Source organism: Roseovarius sp. MBR-154 (assembly GCF_053628595.1).
Genome location: NZ_JBRJGR010000004.1, coordinates 152342 through 168693, shown reverse-complemented (window position 1 = coordinate 168693; position 16352 = coordinate 152342). Strand labels below are relative to the sequence as shown.

Annotated in this window: 14 protein-coding genes; 5 read left to right on the top strand and 9 right to left on the bottom strand. The window is 64.3% G+C overall.

Annotated features, from left to right (window positions below; genetic code table 11):
• Positions 1-51 precede the first annotated feature (51 nt).
• Positions 52-942 carry a YicC/YloC family endoribonuclease gene (locus ACSSV4_RS07390; protein ID WP_454274398.1) on the bottom strand — a complete coding sequence of 297 codons (891 nt, stop codon included), beginning with the start codon at positions 940-942 and terminating at the stop codon, positions 52-54.
• Between the two features lie 254 nt (positions 943-1196).
• On the opposite strand from ACSSV4_RS07390, the gene ACSSV4_RS07385 reads away from it, so the two are divergent.
• Positions 1197-1817 carry a PAS domain-containing protein gene (locus tag ACSSV4_RS07385; protein WP_454274397.1) on the top strand — a complete coding sequence of 207 codons (621 nt, stop codon included), beginning with the start codon at positions 1197-1199 and terminating at the stop codon, positions 1815-1817.
• A 43-nt stretch (positions 1818-1860) separates the two neighbouring features.
• On the opposite strand, the gene ACSSV4_RS07380 is transcribed toward ACSSV4_RS07385, so the two are convergent.
• A complete protein-coding gene (locus ACSSV4_RS07380) occupies positions 1861-3231 on the bottom strand; it encodes a class II 3-deoxy-7-phosphoheptulonate synthase (protein WP_454274396.1) in 1371 nt (456 codons plus the stop codon).
• A gap of 174 nt (positions 3232-3405) precedes the next feature.
• Here ACSSV4_RS07380 and ACSSV4_RS07375 point away from each other — a divergent pair, with 174 nt between their 5' ends.
• On the top strand, positions 3406-4407 hold the full coding sequence (locus tag ACSSV4_RS07375; RefSeq protein ID WP_454274395.1) for a GlxA family transcriptional regulator: 1002 nt from the start codon (positions 3406-3408) through the stop codon (positions 4405-4407).
• Positions 4408-4420: 13 nt separating this feature from the next.
• Here the strand turns inward: ACSSV4_RS07375 and hflX are convergent, their stop codons facing one another.
• The 4 genes from hflX to trkA all read right to left on the bottom strand — a co-directional run bounded on the left by hflX (position 4421) and on the right by trkA (position 8960).
• Positions 4421-5698: a GTPase HflX gene (gene hflX, locus ACSSV4_RS07370; protein ID WP_454274394.1), complete on the bottom strand. Its 1278-nt coding sequence runs from the start codon at positions 5696-5698 to the stop codon at positions 4421-4423.
• Positions 5695-5934: an RNA chaperone Hfq gene (hfq, locus tag ACSSV4_RS07365; protein WP_037244346.1), complete on the bottom strand. Its 240-nt coding sequence runs from the start codon at positions 5932-5934 to the stop codon at positions 5695-5697. Before hfq ends, hflX begins: the two co-directional genes overlap by 4 nt.
• A 118-nt stretch (positions 5935-6052) precedes the next feature.
• Positions 6053-7576, bottom strand: a complete 1524-nt coding sequence (locus ACSSV4_RS07360) for a TrkH family potassium uptake protein (RefSeq protein ID WP_454274393.1) — start codon at positions 7574-7576, stop codon at positions 6053-6055.
• A gap of 4 nt (positions 7577-7580) precedes the next feature.
• A complete protein-coding gene (gene trkA / locus ACSSV4_RS07355) occupies positions 7581-8960 on the bottom strand; it encodes a Trk system potassium transporter TrkA (RefSeq protein ID WP_454274392.1) in 1380 nt (459 codons plus the stop codon).
• 98 nt (positions 8961-9058) lie between these two features.
• On the opposite strand from trkA, the gene ACSSV4_RS07350 reads away from it, so the two are divergent.
• The 3 genes from ACSSV4_RS07350 (at position 9059) to ACSSV4_RS07340 (ending at position 11115) form a co-directional block, all read left to right on the top strand.
• Positions 9059-9526, top strand: a complete 468-nt coding sequence (locus tag ACSSV4_RS07350; RefSeq protein WP_454274391.1) for a hypothetical protein — start codon at positions 9059-9061, stop codon at positions 9524-9526.
• A 208-nt stretch (positions 9527-9734) separates the two neighbouring features.
• Positions 9735-10646 carry a LysR family transcriptional regulator gene (locus ACSSV4_RS07345; protein ID WP_454274390.1) on the top strand — a complete coding sequence of 304 codons (912 nt, stop codon included), beginning with the start codon at positions 9735-9737 and terminating at the stop codon, positions 10644-10646.
• A 61-nt stretch (positions 10647-10707) separates the two neighbouring features.
• Positions 10708-11115 carry a DoxX family membrane protein gene (locus ACSSV4_RS07340; protein WP_454274389.1) on the top strand — a complete coding sequence of 136 codons (408 nt, stop codon included), beginning with the start codon at positions 10708-10710 and terminating at the stop codon, positions 11113-11115.
• Between the two features lie 79 nt (positions 11116-11194).
• Here the strand turns inward: ACSSV4_RS07340 and ntrX are convergent, their stop codons facing one another.
• The 3 genes from ntrX to ACSSV4_RS07325 all read right to left on the bottom strand — a co-directional run bounded on the left by ntrX (position 11195) and on the right by ACSSV4_RS07325 (position 16349).
• Complete coding sequence (gene ntrX, locus ACSSV4_RS07335; protein ID WP_454274388.1) at positions 11195-12607, bottom strand: nitrogen assimilation response regulator NtrX; 1413 nt, start codon at positions 12605-12607, stop codon at positions 11195-11197.
• Positions 12608-12614: 7 nt separating this feature from the next.
• Complete coding sequence (locus ACSSV4_RS07330; protein WP_454274387.1) at positions 12615-14867, bottom strand: ATP-binding protein; 2253 nt, start codon at positions 14865-14867, stop codon at positions 12615-12617.
• Positions 14868-14987: 120 nt separating this feature from the next.
• On the bottom strand, positions 14988-16349 hold the full coding sequence (locus tag ACSSV4_RS07325) for a response regulator (protein ID WP_454274386.1): 1362 nt from the start codon (positions 16347-16349) through the stop codon (positions 14988-14990).
• Positions 16350-16352 lie beyond the last annotated feature (3 nt).

Genomic DNA, 16352 nt, shown 5'->3' with positions numbered 1-16352 from the left:
TGCCTTTCACTGTTCAACAAATACTCAATTCCGACGCTGCCGACCGCCACCTCACTCGACATTCTGCACCTGTTCGCGCATTCTCTCTATCACCGTCTTGAGCGCGAGGCCAATCTCGGTCAGCCCAGCATGCTGCGCCTTGGAGCACAGCGTATTGGCCTCGCGGTTGAATTCCTGCGCGAGGAAATCGAGCTTGCGCCCGACCGGAGAGCCCTGCCCCAGAAGCGTGTGGGCAGCGGCGACATGGGCGCGCAGCCGGTCGATTTCCTCGGTCACGTCTAGCTTGACGGCGAGCAGCGCAAGCTCCTGCGTGATCCGCGCCGGATCCGCCTCCTCCGCCGTGTCGATAACCCGCGCGAGTGCCGCGCGATGCTGACGCGCGATATCCTCCTGCCGCGCGTCCAGCAGATCGGCGGCGGAGGCGGTCAGCCGCGCGGTCTCGTCGAGGTGACCGGCGAGCACCTTCCCAAGCGCCGCGCCTTCACTGGCGCGCATGGCGATGAAACTTTCCAGAACCGGCTCGAAATCGGCGAGGATCGCGCGGCCAAGCGCCGCCGTATCGGGATCGGGCGTGGCCACATCCAGAACCCCGCGCAGCGCCAGCACATCGGCGGCATTGGCCGGTGCCAGGGTAATTCCCCGCGCCATGGCGCGGGCCTCCGCCTCGGCCATGGCGTCGAGAACGGCATCGAGCACGGCGGATTGAAGCCCCACCGAGGTGCCGTCCGTCACGCTCTGAACGCGCAGGGTCACCGTCACGTTGCCCCGCACGAGTGCAGCGGTCAGTCGCGCGCGCAGCCCCGCCTCAAGCCCCTCGATCCAGTCCGGCACGCGCAGGCGCAGATCGAGCCCCTTGCCGTTGACGCCGCGCAGATCCCAACTCCAGCCATGTTCGGCGTGGCCGCCCTGACGGGTGGCAAAGGCAGTCATTGAATGGATCATCGGCATCGGGCCTCACGAAAACGGATGTTCTGGCCTCTCCTAGAACGCCCACGCCGGGCTGGCAAGCCACGGCACCGCACAGACGGGGTTAACCAACTGCCGCAAATTTTAGTCAGTTGCGTCACAATTTGTGGCAATCTCAATGCATCGAACGGCACCACAGGCCGGATTTAACGGGGTGCCGCGAGGCTGCGGTCAGACCTGACGGGACCGGTGCGGGGGCGCAAGACGAGGATAATACCATGCAAGACGACATGAAAATAATTGATACCACGCGAGAAACCCGCACCGAGGCGCATCTGCGCGCGTTCCACGCCTATTGGAACGAAGTCCGGCGCGGCCATGACGTGCCCAACCGCGCGGATATCGACCCGCGCCGGATCGAGCCGCTGTTGTCCAACGCTTTCATCGCAGAACGCATCGCGCCGGGGGTTACCCGGCTGCGGGTCGCAGGGATGCACCTGAGCGAGATCATGGGCATGGAGGTGCGCGGCATGCCGCTGTCGTGCCTGATCGCACCGCCTTCGCGTGACGCCTTCGCGCTGCATCTCGTCGACTTCTTCGACGGCCCTGCCATGCTGCGCATGGAATTGCGCGCCAAAGCCGGTCTTGGCCGCCCGGAGATCCGCGCCACACTGGTCATGTTGCCGCTGCGCAGCGATCTGGGCGATGTGTCCCGCGCGCTCGGCTGCCTTGTTACACGCGGCCATGTGGGCCGTACGCCCCGCCGCTTCGAGATCGAAACCTGCCGGACAACGTCCGTTGCCGGGATCGAGGATGCGGGCAGGCTTCAGATTCTTACCGGCGGTCTCGGCGAGACGGATCGTGGCCGCAGCAGCAGACGCGGCCGCGAATATCTCCAACTCGTGACATAGGCGGGAAGACCCTTGCACAGGCCTTCCCGCGCACTGCGGACGCTCAGACCGCCTGTGCCTGAAGCCGTTCGCCGCGCAACGCCTTGAGTTCCTCGGCCACAAGGAACGCAAGCTCCAGCGATTGCGAGGCGTTGAGACGCGGATCACAGGCGGTGTGATAGCGGTCGCTGAGATTTTCGTCCGACAGTGCCCGCATGCCGCCGGTGCATTCGGTCACGTCCTGCCCGGTCATCTCGAAATGCACCCCGCCCGGGATCGTGCCCTCGGCGCGGTGGATGCCGAAGAACTCCTGCACCTCGCGCAGCACCGCGTCGAACGGCCGGGTCTTGTACCCGGTGGCCGATTTGATCGTGTTGCCATGCATCGGATCGCAAACCCAGAGTACCTTCGCGCCTTCTTCCTCGACGGTGCGGATGAGGCGCGGCAGGTTGTCGGCGACCTTGCCCGCGCCGAACCGCGCGATCAGCGTCAGCCGCCCGGCCTCGTTGCCCGGATTGAGCGTCGCCAGCAGCCGCTTGAGATCCTCGGAGGTCATCGTCGGGCCGCATTTCAGGCCGATGGGGTTCTGCACGCCGCGCAGGAACTCGACATGTGCACCGTCAGGCTGCCGGGTGCGGTCGCCGATCCACAGCATGTGACCCGAGCCCGCCAGCCACTTGCCGGAGGTCGAATCAAGCCGCGTCAGCGCCTCCTCATATTCCAGCAACAGGCTCTCATGCGAGGTGTAGAAATCCACCGTCTGCAGCGTGTGCGCCTGCGCGCTGTCGATCCCCGCCGCCGTCATGAAATCCAGCGCATCGGCGATGTGATTGGCCATTTCGCGGTATTTCGCGGCCTTCTCGCTCTCGGTGAACCCCAATGTCCACTGATGCACCTGGTGCATGTCGGCATAGCCACCCTTGGAAAACGCGCGCAACAGGTTCAGCGTCGCCGCCGCCTGGGTGTAGGCCTGCAACATCTTTTCGGGGTTGGGGATCCGGGCCTCGGGGGTGAATGCCAGTTCGTTGATGATGTCGCCCCGGTAGCTGGGCAATTCCAGCCCCTCGACCGTCTCGGTCGGCGCGCTGCGTGGTTTGGCGAACTGGCCTGCCATGCGGCCCACTTTCACCACCGGCACCTTGGCCCCGTAGGTCAGCACCATCGCCATCTGCAACATCACCTTGAACGTGTCGCGGATCGCATCGGCCGAGAACTGGTCGAACGCCTCGGCACAATCGCCACCCTGCAGCAGGAACGCCTCGCCCCGCGAGGCCGCGCCAAGCTGTGTCTTGAGCTTGCGTGCCTCGCCCGCAAAGACCAGCGGCGGATACTGCGCCAGACGGGCCTCGACCGCTGCGAGGGCGGCGGCATCGGTATAGTCCGGCATCTGCACCCGCGGCTTCGCACGCCAGCCCGATTTCTGCCAATCCGTCATGTCTCAGTCTCCGCTTTCTCGAATGTCAGGTCCGGTCTATACTAAACCCGGCCCGGAGAGGCCATACTGCAGTTGCAGGAATCACCTGCAAACGCCACCTCTTGTCTTGTCAATCGCGACGGTTTCGTGACACAGGCGAAGGATGGCCGGACTGTCCGGGGATTCGGAAGAGCAATGAAATCTGAGACCGCGAAAATCGATGTCGACGCGCCGAAGGCGCCCAAGCGCTTTATCTTCGTGCTGCTCGACAATTTCACCCTGCTGAGTTTCGCCTCGGCGGTGGAATGCCTGCGCATCGCCAACCGCATGGCCGAGGCAGAGCTTTACAGCTGGGCACTGACCGGGGATACCGACGATATCATCACCTGCTCCAACGGCGTGCGGTTCCATGTCGATTTCCCCTTGGCAGAGCTCAATCGCGAGGATGTGGTGATCGTCTGCGGCGGGGTCGATATCCAGAAGGCCGCCACCAAGAAGATGCTCAACTGGCTGCGCCGCGAGGCGCGTCGGGGATTGCGGATGGGCGGGCTCTGCACCGCGTCCTATGTGCTGGCCAAGGCCGGGCTGCTTGATGGCAAGCGCGCCACGATCCACTGGGAAAACCACGACGCCTTTCTCGAGGAGTTCGACGAGGTGCAACTGACCAAGTCGGTTTTCGTGATCGACGGCAACCGCATGACCACGGCGGGCGGCACCTCCTCCATCGACCTGATGCTCAATATCATTGCCGACGATCACGGCGAGAAGCTGGCCAATGCGGTGGCCGATCAGCAGATCTATTCCTCGATCCGCACCGATCAGGACACGCAGAGGCTGTCGGTACCCACCCGCATTGGCGTGCGCCACCCCAAGCTGAGCCAGGTCATCCAGATGATGGAGGCCAATATCGAGGACCCGATCAGCCCCTCGATCCTCGCGCGCGAGGTCGGCATGTCGACGCGTCAGCTCGAACGCCTGTTCCGCCGCTATCTCAGCCGCAGCCCCAAGCGCTATTACATGGAACTGCGCCTGCAAAAGGCGCGCAACCTGCTGATGCAGACCGACATGACGGTGATCAACGTGGCACTTGCCTGCGGCTTTGCCTCGCCCTCGCATTTCTCGAAATGCTACCGCGCGCATTACAACACGACCCCGTACCGCGAACGCGGCGCGCATACCTCGCGGCTGTCGGTCTGACACTTGCGCCGGTTCACATCTCGTTGAACTGAGTTTCCTGCCGCGCCGTCCAGCGTACCGTCAGATCGAAGCCGTCCTCGGTCTGACGTTCCTCCTCGACCAAATCCTTCTCGAAAAGCCAGGCACGCTTGCGGCCTTCGTCATAGCCCAGATGCACCTCGCTCAGATGCCGCACCTCGGCGAGCGCGCGGGAAATCCCCTCGACCAGTTCGTCGATACCCTGCCCGGTGATCGCCGAGAGCGCCTGTACCCCGTCCTGCCGTGCCGCCTGCGTCACGGCGGCGGCGCGCGCCTCATCGTCCAGCCGGTCGATCTTGTTCCATATCTCGATCTGCGGTACGCTCTCCTTGACCCCGAGGCTTTCGAGGATCGTTGCCACGTCGCGCGCCTGTGCCGCGCTCTCGGGATGCGAGATGTCGCGCACGTGGCAGATCAGGTCCGCCTCCAGCACCTCCTCCAGCGTGGCGCGGAAAGCCGCCACCAGTTCGGTCGGCAGATCGCTGATGAAGCCCACCGTGTCCGATAGGATCACCTCAGGCCCGCCATCGGGCAGCCGAACGCGCCGCATCGTCGGATCGAGCGTGGCGAAGAGCATGTCCTTGGCCATGACATCGGCCCCGGTCAAGCGATTGAAGAGCGTCGATTTTCCGGCATTGGTATAGCCCACCAGGGCGACGATAGGGAACGGCACCTTGGCCCGCGCGGCGCGGTGCAGTGTGCGGGTTCTGACGACCTTTTCCAGTTGTCGGCGCAGGCGCACAAGCTGCTCGTCGATGGCACGGCGGTCGGCCTCGATCTGCGTCTCGCCCGGACCGCCGACAAACCCCAGACCGCCACGCTGGCGCTCGAGGTGGGTCCAGGCGCGCACCAGCCGGGTACGCTGATAGCTGAGCGCCGCCATCTCGACCTGCAGCACGCCCTCGCGGGTCGCCGCCCGGTCGCTGAAGATCTCAAGGATCAGGCCGGTCCGGTCGAGGATCTTGACGTCCCAATCCTTTTCCAGATTGCGTTGCTGTACCGGCGTCAGCGGGCCATCGACCAACACCAGATCGGCCTCGGCAGCGGAAATCGCCTCTTTTAGTTCCTCCCGCTTGCCCTTGCCGAAGAGCCGCCCGGCATCAGGCTTGCGCAGGCGCACGACCTGCGCGCCCACGACCTCCAGATCGGGCAGCGCATGGGCAAGCGAGACCGCCTCTTCAAGCGCAAGCTCAGGGTCGCGTGCGCTTCCGGCGGCGACAATCTCGGGGTGGATGACCCAGGCCCGGGTGATCGGGCGTGCATGTTCCTTCAATTGGCCTCGTCACCGTCATAGAGGTTTACGGGTTGCGACGGCATGATGGTCGACACGGCATGCTTGTACACGAGTTGCGATTGCCCGTCGCGCCGCAGCAGGATGCAGAAATTGTCAAACCAGGTGATCACACCTTGCAGCTTGACCCCGTTGATCAGGAAGACCGTGACCGGGATCTTGGTCTTGCGCACCTGATTGAGAAACGCATCCTGCAAATTTTGCCGATCAGAAGCCATTCAATATCCTGTCTTTTTTCTTGCGCGCGCCGCGTATCGACGCGTCTTTCAACCCTGACACGCAGCCAAGTATGTCCTGCCCGCGTCAGAGTTTCCAGTGCAAAATTGCACGCCTCTGTCAATCCCTCCAGACCGCCGGGTTAAGCAAGGCAATCAGTGCCAGTGTCTCCAGTCGGCCCAGCACCATCGCCGCCGCATAGATCAGTTTCGCCGCAGAACTCAATTCCGCAAGGCGGATCGGCGTCTCGCTTGCCATCTCCACCAGCGGTCCGGTCGTCGACAATCCCGACAGCGCCAGAATGAGCGCCGATTCGAAATTCTGTCCGACCAGTGCCAGCAAGGCCGTAAGTGCAGTCAGCGTGAGCGCGAAGAGCATGAAGAAGATCCAGGCGATATAGGCGCCCTGTCGCCGGATGCGCCGCCCCGGCCCCGAGGCCCGCCCAACCGATGACGGGTAGATCAGCCGATCAACCTCGCGCTGCGCATGCAGATAGAGCGCATAGACCCGCAAGAGCTTGACCCCGCCTGCGGTCGTGGCCACCCCGCCGCCGACCATGGCCAGTCCCATCAGGATGAGGCCGGGGGTCTTGAGACCGGACCAGTCGCGCGCCGCCTGCCAGTCCGCGCTCTCGAATCCGGTGGTCGAGAGGAACGACATCACTGTAAAGACCGCCCCCCAGAGCGAGCGCAGCGCGCCCTCCCAATCGGCGGGATCCGCGACCTCATAGGCTCCGATCCAGTGCCGCATGAACAGCAGCAACGGCACCACCGCCACCAGCATGAGCCCCAGCCGGAACTCCGGATCGTGGAACAGCCCCTGCCGCAGTGTCGGCACGGTGTCCGAGGAAAAAGTGAGGCGCGACAGTGAAAAGAAGAGGAAGAGAAAGATCGCGAATTCACCGGCAAAGCCTGACACCCCGTTCTCCAGCCCGCCGATCGAGGAAATTCCACTTGTTGCCAGCGTCGACATCGCATGCACCAGAGCCACGAAGGCGCGCTCTCCTCCGGCCATAAGGATAATCCACAGCGCCGCCGTCAGCCCGATATAGATTGGTGCGAGCACACGCATCGACTGCGCCAGACGCCGCTCGGTGCTGGCCCGCTCGAACCGGCCCAGAAGCGCGTCATCCTGCCCCGGTTCGGCGCGCACCGTCACCTCGAAACCGCCCAGGCTCATCGGCGCGAGCACCGCCGAGGCGGACACCCAGATCAGCAGGCCACCCGACCAGCCGACCAGCGCGCGCCACAGGTGCAGGCTGTCCATGATCCGTCCCGGCTGATCGAACAGGCTCGCTCCGGTGGTCGTGAAACTCGACACCATCTCGAAATAGGCATTGAGGAACGTGGTGGTCTCCAGCCCCTCGTAGAACGGCAGCGCGAGATAGACCGGCAACAGCAGATAGGCCAGCAGCAAGGATCCAAGGTTGCGCGAATCGCTCATCTGGCGTGGCGTGCCGCCGCCCGACATCGCCAGCCCGATCACCACGATCAGCGCCAGCCCCAACAGCCCCGAATAGCCAAAAGCGCGCGCCACGCTGGTATCGTCGCGCATCAGCGCGTCGATCATCGGCAGGGACATCATCAGCGCCGCGAGGCCCGCGAGAATGAGAATCAGGGGAAAGCTCAGAAGACGCACGGCCATCGGATCAGAAATAGTCGATCGAGACCTGCAGCAGCTTCTCGACCGCCGCCACATCCGCCGCAAGCGCGAAGATCACCACCGCATCCCCGGCCTCGATCCTGAGCCCGCCGCGCGGCTTGTGGATCTTGTCGCCCTTCTTGACGCCGCCGATCAGCACGCCTTCGGGAAAGTCGATATCGCGCAGCGCCGCCCCAGCGATGGAGGAGGTCGACATCACTTCGGCCTCGATCACCTCGGCCTCGGCATCGCCGATCGAATAGACCCCGCGCACCCGTCCGTGCCGGATATGGCGCAGGATCGAGCTGACCGTGGTCGAGCGCGGGTTGATATAGGCGTCGATCCCCAAGGGCTCGAGCAGCGGCACCAGCGTGGGATCGTTGATCAGCGCGATCGCGAAGGGACAGCCTTCGGATTTGGCGCGCACTGCGGCGAGCATGTTGGTCTTGTCGTCATCGGTCACCGCCAGCACCGCATCCGCGCGCGAGATCCCCGCCTCGGCCAGCAGCGCGGAATTGAGCCCGTCGCCGTTGAGCACGATGGTCCGCTCCAGCGCATCCGCCGCACGTTCGGCGCAGGCGCGGTTCTTCTCGATCACCTTGGCGCGGATCCGCCCGCCGGGCCGGGTCTCCAGCGCCTGCGCCACCGCAAGGCCGATATTGCCGCCACCGATGATCACGACGCGTTCCTGTTTCTTCTGCGACTTGCCAAAGACCTCGAGGGTGCGGGGCACATCCTCGACCGGGGCGAAGAGATAGCACTCGTCGCCGTCGAACAACTGATCGCCCGACTCGGGTGCAAAAAGCCGCCCCTCGCGGCGCACCGCCAGCACCACCACCCGCAGCGTCGAGAAGAGATCGCTCAATTGCCGGAGAGGCGTGTTGAGCACCGGGCAATCCTCTTCCAGCCGGATCCCCATGAGCTGCGCCGTGTCGTCCATGAACATCTCGGTATCGAAGGCGGCGGGGGCGGCAAGCCGTTGCAACGCCGCCTGCGCAACTTCGCGCTCGGGGCTGATTACCACGTCGATGGGCATGTGATCGCGGCGGTAAAGGTCGGAATAGATCGCGTCGAGATAGGACTGGCTGCGCAGCCGGGCGATCTTGCGCCGGATATCGAAGACTGAATGCGCCACTTGACAGGTGACCATATTGACCTCGTCGGAATAGGTGGCGGCGATGATCATGTCGGCGTCGCGCGCGCCCGCACGGTCCAGTACATCCGGATAAGAGGCAAAACCGGTCAGCCCCTGCACGTCGAGCGTATCGGTGGCCCGGCGCACCAAATCGGGATTGTTGTCCACGACCGTGACATCGTTGCGCTCGCCCGAAAGATGCCGGGCGATCTGCCAGCCCACCTGGCCGGCGCCGCAGATGATGACCTTCATGTCTCTTGCCTCATCCTGTCTGAGCAAGTTGCATGACAGAAGGGTCAGGGGCGGTCAATTGCTTTGTCCCCGGGGCAAGACGCGGTTATGATACACTCATGATCCGGTTCGTGCGTCTCATCATTCTGCCCCTCAGCCTGTTCGCCTGCGCACCGCCCGCGCTCTATCACAAGCCCGGTGCCGTGCCCGCGCAGATCGAGTCGAACCTGACCAACTGCCAAGTGGCAGCGCTCGAACGCGTGCCGCGCGACATCCGCACCCGTTACATTCCGCCGCAATACGCACCCTATACCTATTGCGACGGTCGCGGCTATTGCTACACCCGCACCCGGCTGGTGCGCGCCGACTATACCGAAACCTACGACGCCAATGAGGGGCTGCGCGCGCGGGTCGTCGAACAGTGCATGGCCCACGCGGGCTATCGCCCCGTCGCGCTGCCGCAGTGCGACCCCGACCGCGTGCGCGCCGCCAATGTACCCGCCGAAGCCCCGCAGCCGAGCCTCGACGGGACAAGCTGCACGGTGCGCCTGCCCTCGGGTGCATGGCGCATCGTGACACCTGGCTGATCCGAGCGCCGGTTTTTTTCACGCGCTTGCGGTTCTGCCGCTAGCGCTTTTGGCAATGTCCATGATATCACGAAATTGTGACACCGAGGCCAGATCCCTCCCGGCACGGCATGGCGGGTATGCGCGGTGCGCACTTGTTATTGGCCGCTCGTTCATCATATGCCCTGCGTTTGCTAGCGTTTCTTCAGCCCAAGAGGTGCCCCCTGAATTGTCCAACACATCTTCCGCCCCGTCATTTGCGCGCATCTATGACGATCTGCGCACCGTCCTGACCGTTCAGCGTTGCGGCTCCATGACCAGCGCCGCCAGCGAGATCGGCACCACCACCTCCACCGTCTCGCGCCAGATCGCCAGGTTGCGTGATACGCTGGGCATCTATCCGTTCGTGAAATCCGATGGCGAATGGCGCCTCAACCCGGCGCTTGCCGATCTTGTCGCCGCGTTCGAGCAGGCCGACGGCATGCTCGAGTCGGAGCTTGCCCGCTTGCAAGAGTATCAACCAACCGCACGCCGCGACGTCAAGATCGGCGCACCGCCTACGGTGCTGTCGCATATTCTGGCGCCCGGAATGCGTGCTTTTGTTCGCCAGAACACCGGTATCCGCCCGGTGCTCGAAAGCCGTATCCACGAAAGCGGACTCGGCTCCACGGATATCAGCGTGGTCTTCGATCCGCCCGAATCGGGACGTGTCCGGGTCAAACGCTGCGGCGTGCTGCATTTCTCGCTCTTCGCGCCGCGTGGCTGGCGCGATGGCGATGGCTGGGTCAGTCTCGGAGAGCGTATCGCAGGCCCCTATATCGAGGCCCGACGGCATTTCTTCAAATCCGACCCCACCGTGCTGGTCGACAGCTTTCCGCAGGCGATGCAGGTGATGCGCGAGTTGGGGCTGGCCGGCGCTTTGCCGGTCATTCTGACGCCAGATATTCCCGAATTCGTGCCCCTCGGTCCACAAGAACTCGACATCCGCCGGGACCTCTACGTGATTCATCACGAGAGCCGCAGCACCGATCCCGACATTCGCGCCACGGTCGACTGGGTCAGTAGCCAGCTTGCCGAGGCGAAGATACGCACGCGCGACTTGCAGGATGCGCAAGAACGCCTTTGCGAGAACGTACATTGAAAAACTATCGCCTTGGTTGCATTGTGCTTGAAAACAGAACAATACAGGCAGAGCAATATCAATGGGTCACGCCCCTCAAGTAGCCGGTCTCGTCAGTCGGCTCTATCTCGCGATCTTTTTCGGATTACATGCGGCACAAACTGTTGCCCCGCAAGCGCTACAACCTTTCGCGCAACACCCGAGCCTGACCAGTGCGCCCGCGCTGGATGCGGCCCTTGCGGCGCTTCTGAGCCTGATCTCGATCTGGCTCGTCCTCGGGCTGCGCAGCCGCGTCGTCGCCATCCTGGGATTTGTGATTTGCAGTGCAACGCTCCTGTTGCACGGCGGGTCCTGGACACATGCGCCCACGACCGGTTTCTGGTCCTGGGATCGTATGATCGCCTTCGCCGCCGTGCTGGTCATGAGCATCACCGGCGGCGGGTTGTTCCGCCTGCATGCCGGCGGCTGGCGTCTGAGAGATTGCCTGTGAGCCGCGCCACCCACACCCGCAAGAGCGGCGTGCGTGCCACCCGCCCTTGCAAGAGTTCCCTGCCAGCGACCACCACTCGCTAACTGGCCGCGCGCGCGTCGTCATCTTCGTCGTCGTCGCGCGCGGCACCTTTCCCGCCAGTCACCACGCCAAGCGACTTGAGCTTGCGATGTAGCGCGCTGCGCTCCATTCCCACGAATTCCGCCGTGCGACTGATATTGCCGCCAAAACGATTGATCTGCGTGATCAGGTATTCACGCTCGAATGCCTCGCGCGCCTCGCGCAGGGGCAGGGTGGCGACCATGCCAGACAGCACGACGCGCCCGTCCTCGCCGGGGCCCGCGCTCTCACCCGGCAATTCACCCACGGCAATCGGCCCGCCTCCCTCGCCCAGGATCAGCACCCGCTCGATCACGTTGCGCAGCTGGCGCACGTTGCCCGGCCAATGCATGGTCTGCAACAGCGCCGCCGCCTCCTCGCTTATCTCGCGCAGCGGCAGGCCTTGCGTTTTGTGCAGCATCTCGATGAAATGATGCGCCAGCGCGGGTATATCCTCGCGCCGTTCCTCGAGGCTTGGCACGCTGATCGGCACCACGTTGAGCCGGTGATAGAGTTCACGGCGAAACCGGTCGGCGGCGATCTCGGCCTCCAGATCGCGGCTGGTCGAGGAGATCACCCGCAGATCGACCTTGATCTTGTCGCTGCCCCCAACCCGCAGGAAAGTCTGATCGACCAGCACACGCAGGATCTTGGACTGCGTACCGGGCGGCATGTCGGCCACCTCGTCGAAATAGATCACGCCGCCATTGGCCTCTTCCAGAAGGCCCGGCGTCACCCCGGTCTCGGTGCTCTCGCGGCCAAAGAGCACCTCTTCCATCCGGTCCGCCGCGATCGAGGCGCAGCCCACTGTGACGAATGGCCCGGTGACCCGGTTGGAGTTCGCATGGATATAGCGCGCCGCCAGTTCCTTGCCCGACCCGGCAGGCCCCGCGAGCATCACCCGGCCGTTCGATTTGGTGACCTTGTCGAGCTGTCCGATCAGGTTGCGAAAGGCGGGCGCGTCGCCCAGCATCTCCGACGGCGCGGTCTCGCGGCGCTTCAGCGCCTGGTTCTCGCGGCGCAACCGGCTGGTTTCCATGCCGCGCCGGATCACCACCATCAGCTGGTCGATGTTGAACGGCTTCTCGATGAAGTCATAGGCTCCCTGCTTGATCGCCGCGACCGCGATCTCGATATTGCCATGCCCCGAGATGATCACCACCGGCACATCGGGGTAATCGCGTTTCACGGTCTTGAGAATGTCGATGCCGTCCATCTGGCTATCCTTGAGCCAGATATCGAGGATCAGAAGGCCGGGCTGCTCGGCGGCAATCGCCGCCATCGCCTCATCGGAGTTGCCCGCCCGTCGGGTCGCATAGCCCTCATCCTCCAGAATATCCGAGATCAGCTCGCGGATATCGCGCTCGTCATCGACTATCAGAATGTCACTCATTGGTCCCTCATACGGCCGCCCTGGCCTCTACAGTCTCGTCTCGCACCGCCAGCAACGGCAGCCGCACCACCGCACAGGCCCCTGCATGTGCGCCCGGCGCAAAAGGCATGGCATCCTCCAGCGTGAGCGTGCCGCCATGCTCTTCTATGATCTTCTTCACGATGGGCAGGCCCAGCCCCGTACCCTTGTCCCGCGTCGTCACATACGGCTCGAACAGCCGCGCGCGATCCTCGGGCAGGCCGATTCCGTTGTCGGAAATGCGGATCACCGCCTGACCCTCGTCCTCGCCGCTCTCGATGCGGATCATCGGTTGATGGCCCTCCGGCAGGCCCTTTTCGCGAAGGCTCTCGATCGCCTCGCCCGCGTTCTTGATCAGGTTGGTCAGGGCCTGGCCGATCATCGCGGCGTCGATCTCGGCGGTTAGCGGGGCATCGCTCAGGTCAAGTTCGAAGGCCACGTCGGGCTGCCCGCTCTCCTGCAGCAGTGTCACTTCGCGCAGAACCTGGCTCAGGCTCAGCGCCTCGGTCTGTGGCTCGGGCATGCGCGCGAATTTCGAGAATTCATCGACGATTCGTCGCAGATCGTTGGTCTGGCGCACCACCACGTCGGTCAACTGCTCGAGGCTCTTGGCCTGATCCGGCTCCAGCTGCCGGGCGAACTTTCGCTTGATCCGCTCGGCGCTCAGTTGAATGGGCGTCAGCGGGTTCTTGATCTCATGCGCAATGCGCCGCGCCACGTCGCCCCAGGCGGCCATGCGCTGCGCCGTCACCAGGTCGGTCACGTCATCGAAGGCCACCACATAGCCCTCACGCCGCCCGCTCTCGCCCAGACGGGTGGACATGCGCACCAACAGGTTTTCCTGTCGCGCGCCACGGCTGACCTTGATCTCCTCCTGGACAAAGCCGGTCGGCACCACGCGCAGCCGGTCAAACAGCGGGCCGAACTCGGGCACCGCCACCGACAGCACCGTCGATTGCTGATCCTCCTGCCAGTCGAGCAGCCGTTCGGCCGCGCGATTGACGAAGGTCACCCGCCCCTTGGCATCAAGCCCCACAACTCCGGACGAGACCGAGCCCAGCACCGAATCAAAGAGGCGGCGGCGGCGTTCGATCTGTTGGGTATTGGCCAACAGGCGTTCGCGCTGGCCTTTGAGCTGCCGAGTCATCTGGTTGAAATAGGTGCTCAGCTGCGCGATCTCGTCATCGCCGTCCTCCTCGCGCACCTGCGTGTCGAGATCACCCTCGCCCACCCGCTGCGCCGCCGAGGTGAGCCGCCCGACGGGCCGCGACAGCCGTTCGGCGAACCACATGCCGAGCCAGATCGCCGCCAGAATCAGGATCACCGCAAAGCCAAGATACAGCAGTCCGAACTCGAACAGCAGCCGCCCGCGCTCGCTCTCGCGCTGCTTGTAGAAGCGCGCGGTCTCCTGCGTCTCGTCGAGCAGGTTCAGGATCGCGCCATCGACATTGCGGCTGATGTAAAGCAGCCGGTCGGGAAAGGCCTCGAGCGGCATCAGCGCCCGAAACTCGTTATTGTCCCAGTCGCGGATCACGGTAACACCCTCTTCGCGGGCCTCGGCGATCTGTTCGGGCGTCGGTTCCTCGTAGTCGAAGAGGTATGAGCGCTCGCCGCGCGCCCGGATCTCGCCGGTACCGTCGATCACGAACGCCTCGCGTAGCCCGCGCTGGATCTCGCGTTGCCCCGAGGACAGGACCTGTCTGATATCGCCATCGCTCATGAAGACCGCCGCGCGCTTGGTGGCATTGATGACCCGCGCCAGCACCCGGGCATCGGTCACCAGATCGCGGCGATGCTCGTCCTCATAGGCTTGGGCGGCGGCGACAGAGCTGTCGACCACACGCCCCACCCGGTCGGAAAACCACGCCTCCAGCCCCATGTTGACCGACAGTGTTGCAAAAACCGCAACCGTGATCGTCGGCAAGAGCGCCATCAGCGCAAACACGCCGGTCAGCCGCAAATGCAGCCTTGAGCCCGCCGAGCGCGACCGCCGCGCCGCGATCATCCGCGCCACCCGTTGCAGCACAAGCCCGGCGACCATGAGCACATAGACCATGTCCGCCAAAAGCACCAGCCGCAGCCCGTTCGAGGATGTCCCCTGATCGAGCGGCCCAAGCAGCAGATAGGTGGCAAAGGCCAAGACCGGGCCGAGAATGACCAGGCCCAACGTGGCCCAGTTCTGCAACTGCCGCAGCCGTCTCAGGCGGGTGATCCCCTCCCATGACAGGCGCCTGCCGCGCATTTTGCGTGTCCGCGTTGCCACGCATGCCCCCCATCGCCTTGTGGGGCGGCCGCGCCTGCCCCGCAACATCTGGACCTGATTGGCGCGAAACACCTCTCAGGTCACAGTCCTGTTGCAGTTTTACATCAACTTGCGGCGGCGTGTCACGTGAATATCCAGATCGGTGATCTTCTTGCGCAACGTATTGCGGTTGATGCCAAGCAGATCGGCGCATTTCATCTGGTTGCCACCAGTGGCATCCAGCGCGATCTCGATCAGCGGTGCCTCGACCTCACGCAGGATCCGACCGTATAGGCCCGGTGGCGGCAAATCTCCGCCATGCAGGTCGAAATAGCGCCGCAAATGTCCCGCGACCGAGGCCGACAGGCTTTCGCCGCGACCCGCGCGCATCACCGGTTCAGCGCGCGGCTGATTGCCCAGCACCGCCTCCACCTCCGAGCGGGTGATCTCCTGCGCCAATGCGGTGAGGCCGATCCGGCGCACCGCGTTTTCCAGCTGCCGCACGTTGCCGGGCCAGCTATAGGCACGCATCAGCTCTATCGCGCCGTCCGACAGGTGCCGCGCGGGCTGTCCCTCGCGCTCGTCCCGGGCCAGAAAATGCGCGGCTAGCAAGGGGATATCCTCGATCCGCTCACGCAGGGACGGTACATCGACCACCGCCCCGCTCAGCCGGTAATAGAGATCCTCGCGCAGCGTGCCATCCTCCAGCGCCTGTGCCGGTGGCACGCGGCTGGTGGCCATGAAGCGCGGCACGTGATCGCCCGGCGCATCCATCATCCGCACCACGCGGCCCTGCGCCTCGAGCGGCAGGTCGCTCGCCTCATCGAGCACCAGAGTGCCGCCCTTCACCCGCGCCATCACCCGCGACGGGCCATCAAGCTCGCTCAGATCGCTCGCCGTTACCGTCACGAATGGCAGCGTGCGCCGGTCCGAAAAATCATGCAGCGCCTTGGCAATGAGCGACTTTCCGGTGCCCGATTCGCCGCAGATCATCACCGGCAAATCGCTGTGCATGACCCGCGCCACGACCCGGTAGAGCGACTGCATCGCCGGTGTCCGCCCGATCAGCGGCAATTCCTCGGGCCGGTCCTCTTCGGGGGCCACAACGCTGCGCCGCGCGCGCGCCTCCAGCGCCCGCGCGGTGCGTTTCATCAGGTCGGGCAGATCGAAGGGCTTAGGCAGGTAGTCGTAGGCCTCGGCCTCGGCGGCCTTGATCGCCGTCATGATCGTGTTCTGCGCCGAGATCACGATAACCGGCAGGCCGGGCCGGTCCTGCGCGATCTTGGGCAGCATCTCGAGGCCATTGCCATCCGGCATCATGACATCCGAGATCACCACGTCGCCCTTGCCTTCGCCCACCCACCGCATCAGCGTGGTCAGGCTCGATGTGGCATGCACCCGGCACCCCGCCCGCGTCAGCGCCTGCGTCAGAACCGTCCTGATCGTGCGGTCGTCGTCGGCGACCAATACCGTGCCGTCCATATC

Excerpts from the sequence above, each read along its gene's own strand:
- ACSSV4_RS07390 (WP_454274398.1), bottom strand. The coding sequence starts at position 942 with ATGATCCATTCAATGACTGCCTTTGCCACCCGTCAGGGCGGCCACGCC.
- ACSSV4_RS07385 (WP_454274397.1), top strand. The coding sequence starts at position 1,197 with ATGAAAATAATTGATACCACGCGAGAAACCCGCACCGAGGCGCATCTG.
- ACSSV4_RS07380 (WP_454274396.1), bottom strand. The coding sequence starts at position 3,231 with ATGACGGATTGGCAGAAATCGGGCTGGCGTGCGAAGCCGCGGGTGCAG.
- ACSSV4_RS07375 (WP_454274395.1), top strand. The coding sequence starts at position 3,406 with ATGAAATCTGAGACCGCGAAAATCGATGTCGACGCGCCGAAGGCGCCC.
- hfq (WP_037244346.1), bottom strand. The coding sequence starts at position 5,934 with ATGGCTTCTGATCGGCAAAATTTGCAGGATGCGTTTCTCAATCAGGTG.
- ACSSV4_RS07360 (WP_454274393.1), bottom strand. The coding sequence starts at position 7,576 with ATGGCCGTGCGTCTTCTGAGCTTTCCCCTGATTCTCATTCTCGCGGGC.
- trkA (WP_454274392.1), bottom strand. The coding sequence starts at position 8,960 with ATGAAGGTCATCATCTGCGGCGCCGGCCAGGTGGGCTGGCAGATCGCC.
- ACSSV4_RS07350 (WP_454274391.1), top strand. The coding sequence starts at position 9,059 with ATGATCCGGTTCGTGCGTCTCATCATTCTGCCCCTCAGCCTGTTCGCC.
- ACSSV4_RS07340 (WP_454274389.1), top strand. The coding sequence starts at position 10,708 with ATGGGTCACGCCCCTCAAGTAGCCGGTCTCGTCAGTCGGCTCTATCTC.
- ntrX (WP_454274388.1), bottom strand. The coding sequence starts at position 12,607 with ATGAGTGACATTCTGATAGTCGATGACGAGCGCGATATCCGCGAGCTG.
- ACSSV4_RS07330 (WP_454274387.1), bottom strand. The coding sequence starts at position 14,867 with ATGCGCGGCAGGCGCCTGTCATGGGAGGGGATCACCCGCCTGAGACGG.
- ACSSV4_RS07325 (WP_454274386.1), bottom strand. The coding sequence starts at position 16,349 with ATGGACGGCACGGTATTGGTCGCCGACGACGACCGCACGATCAGGACG.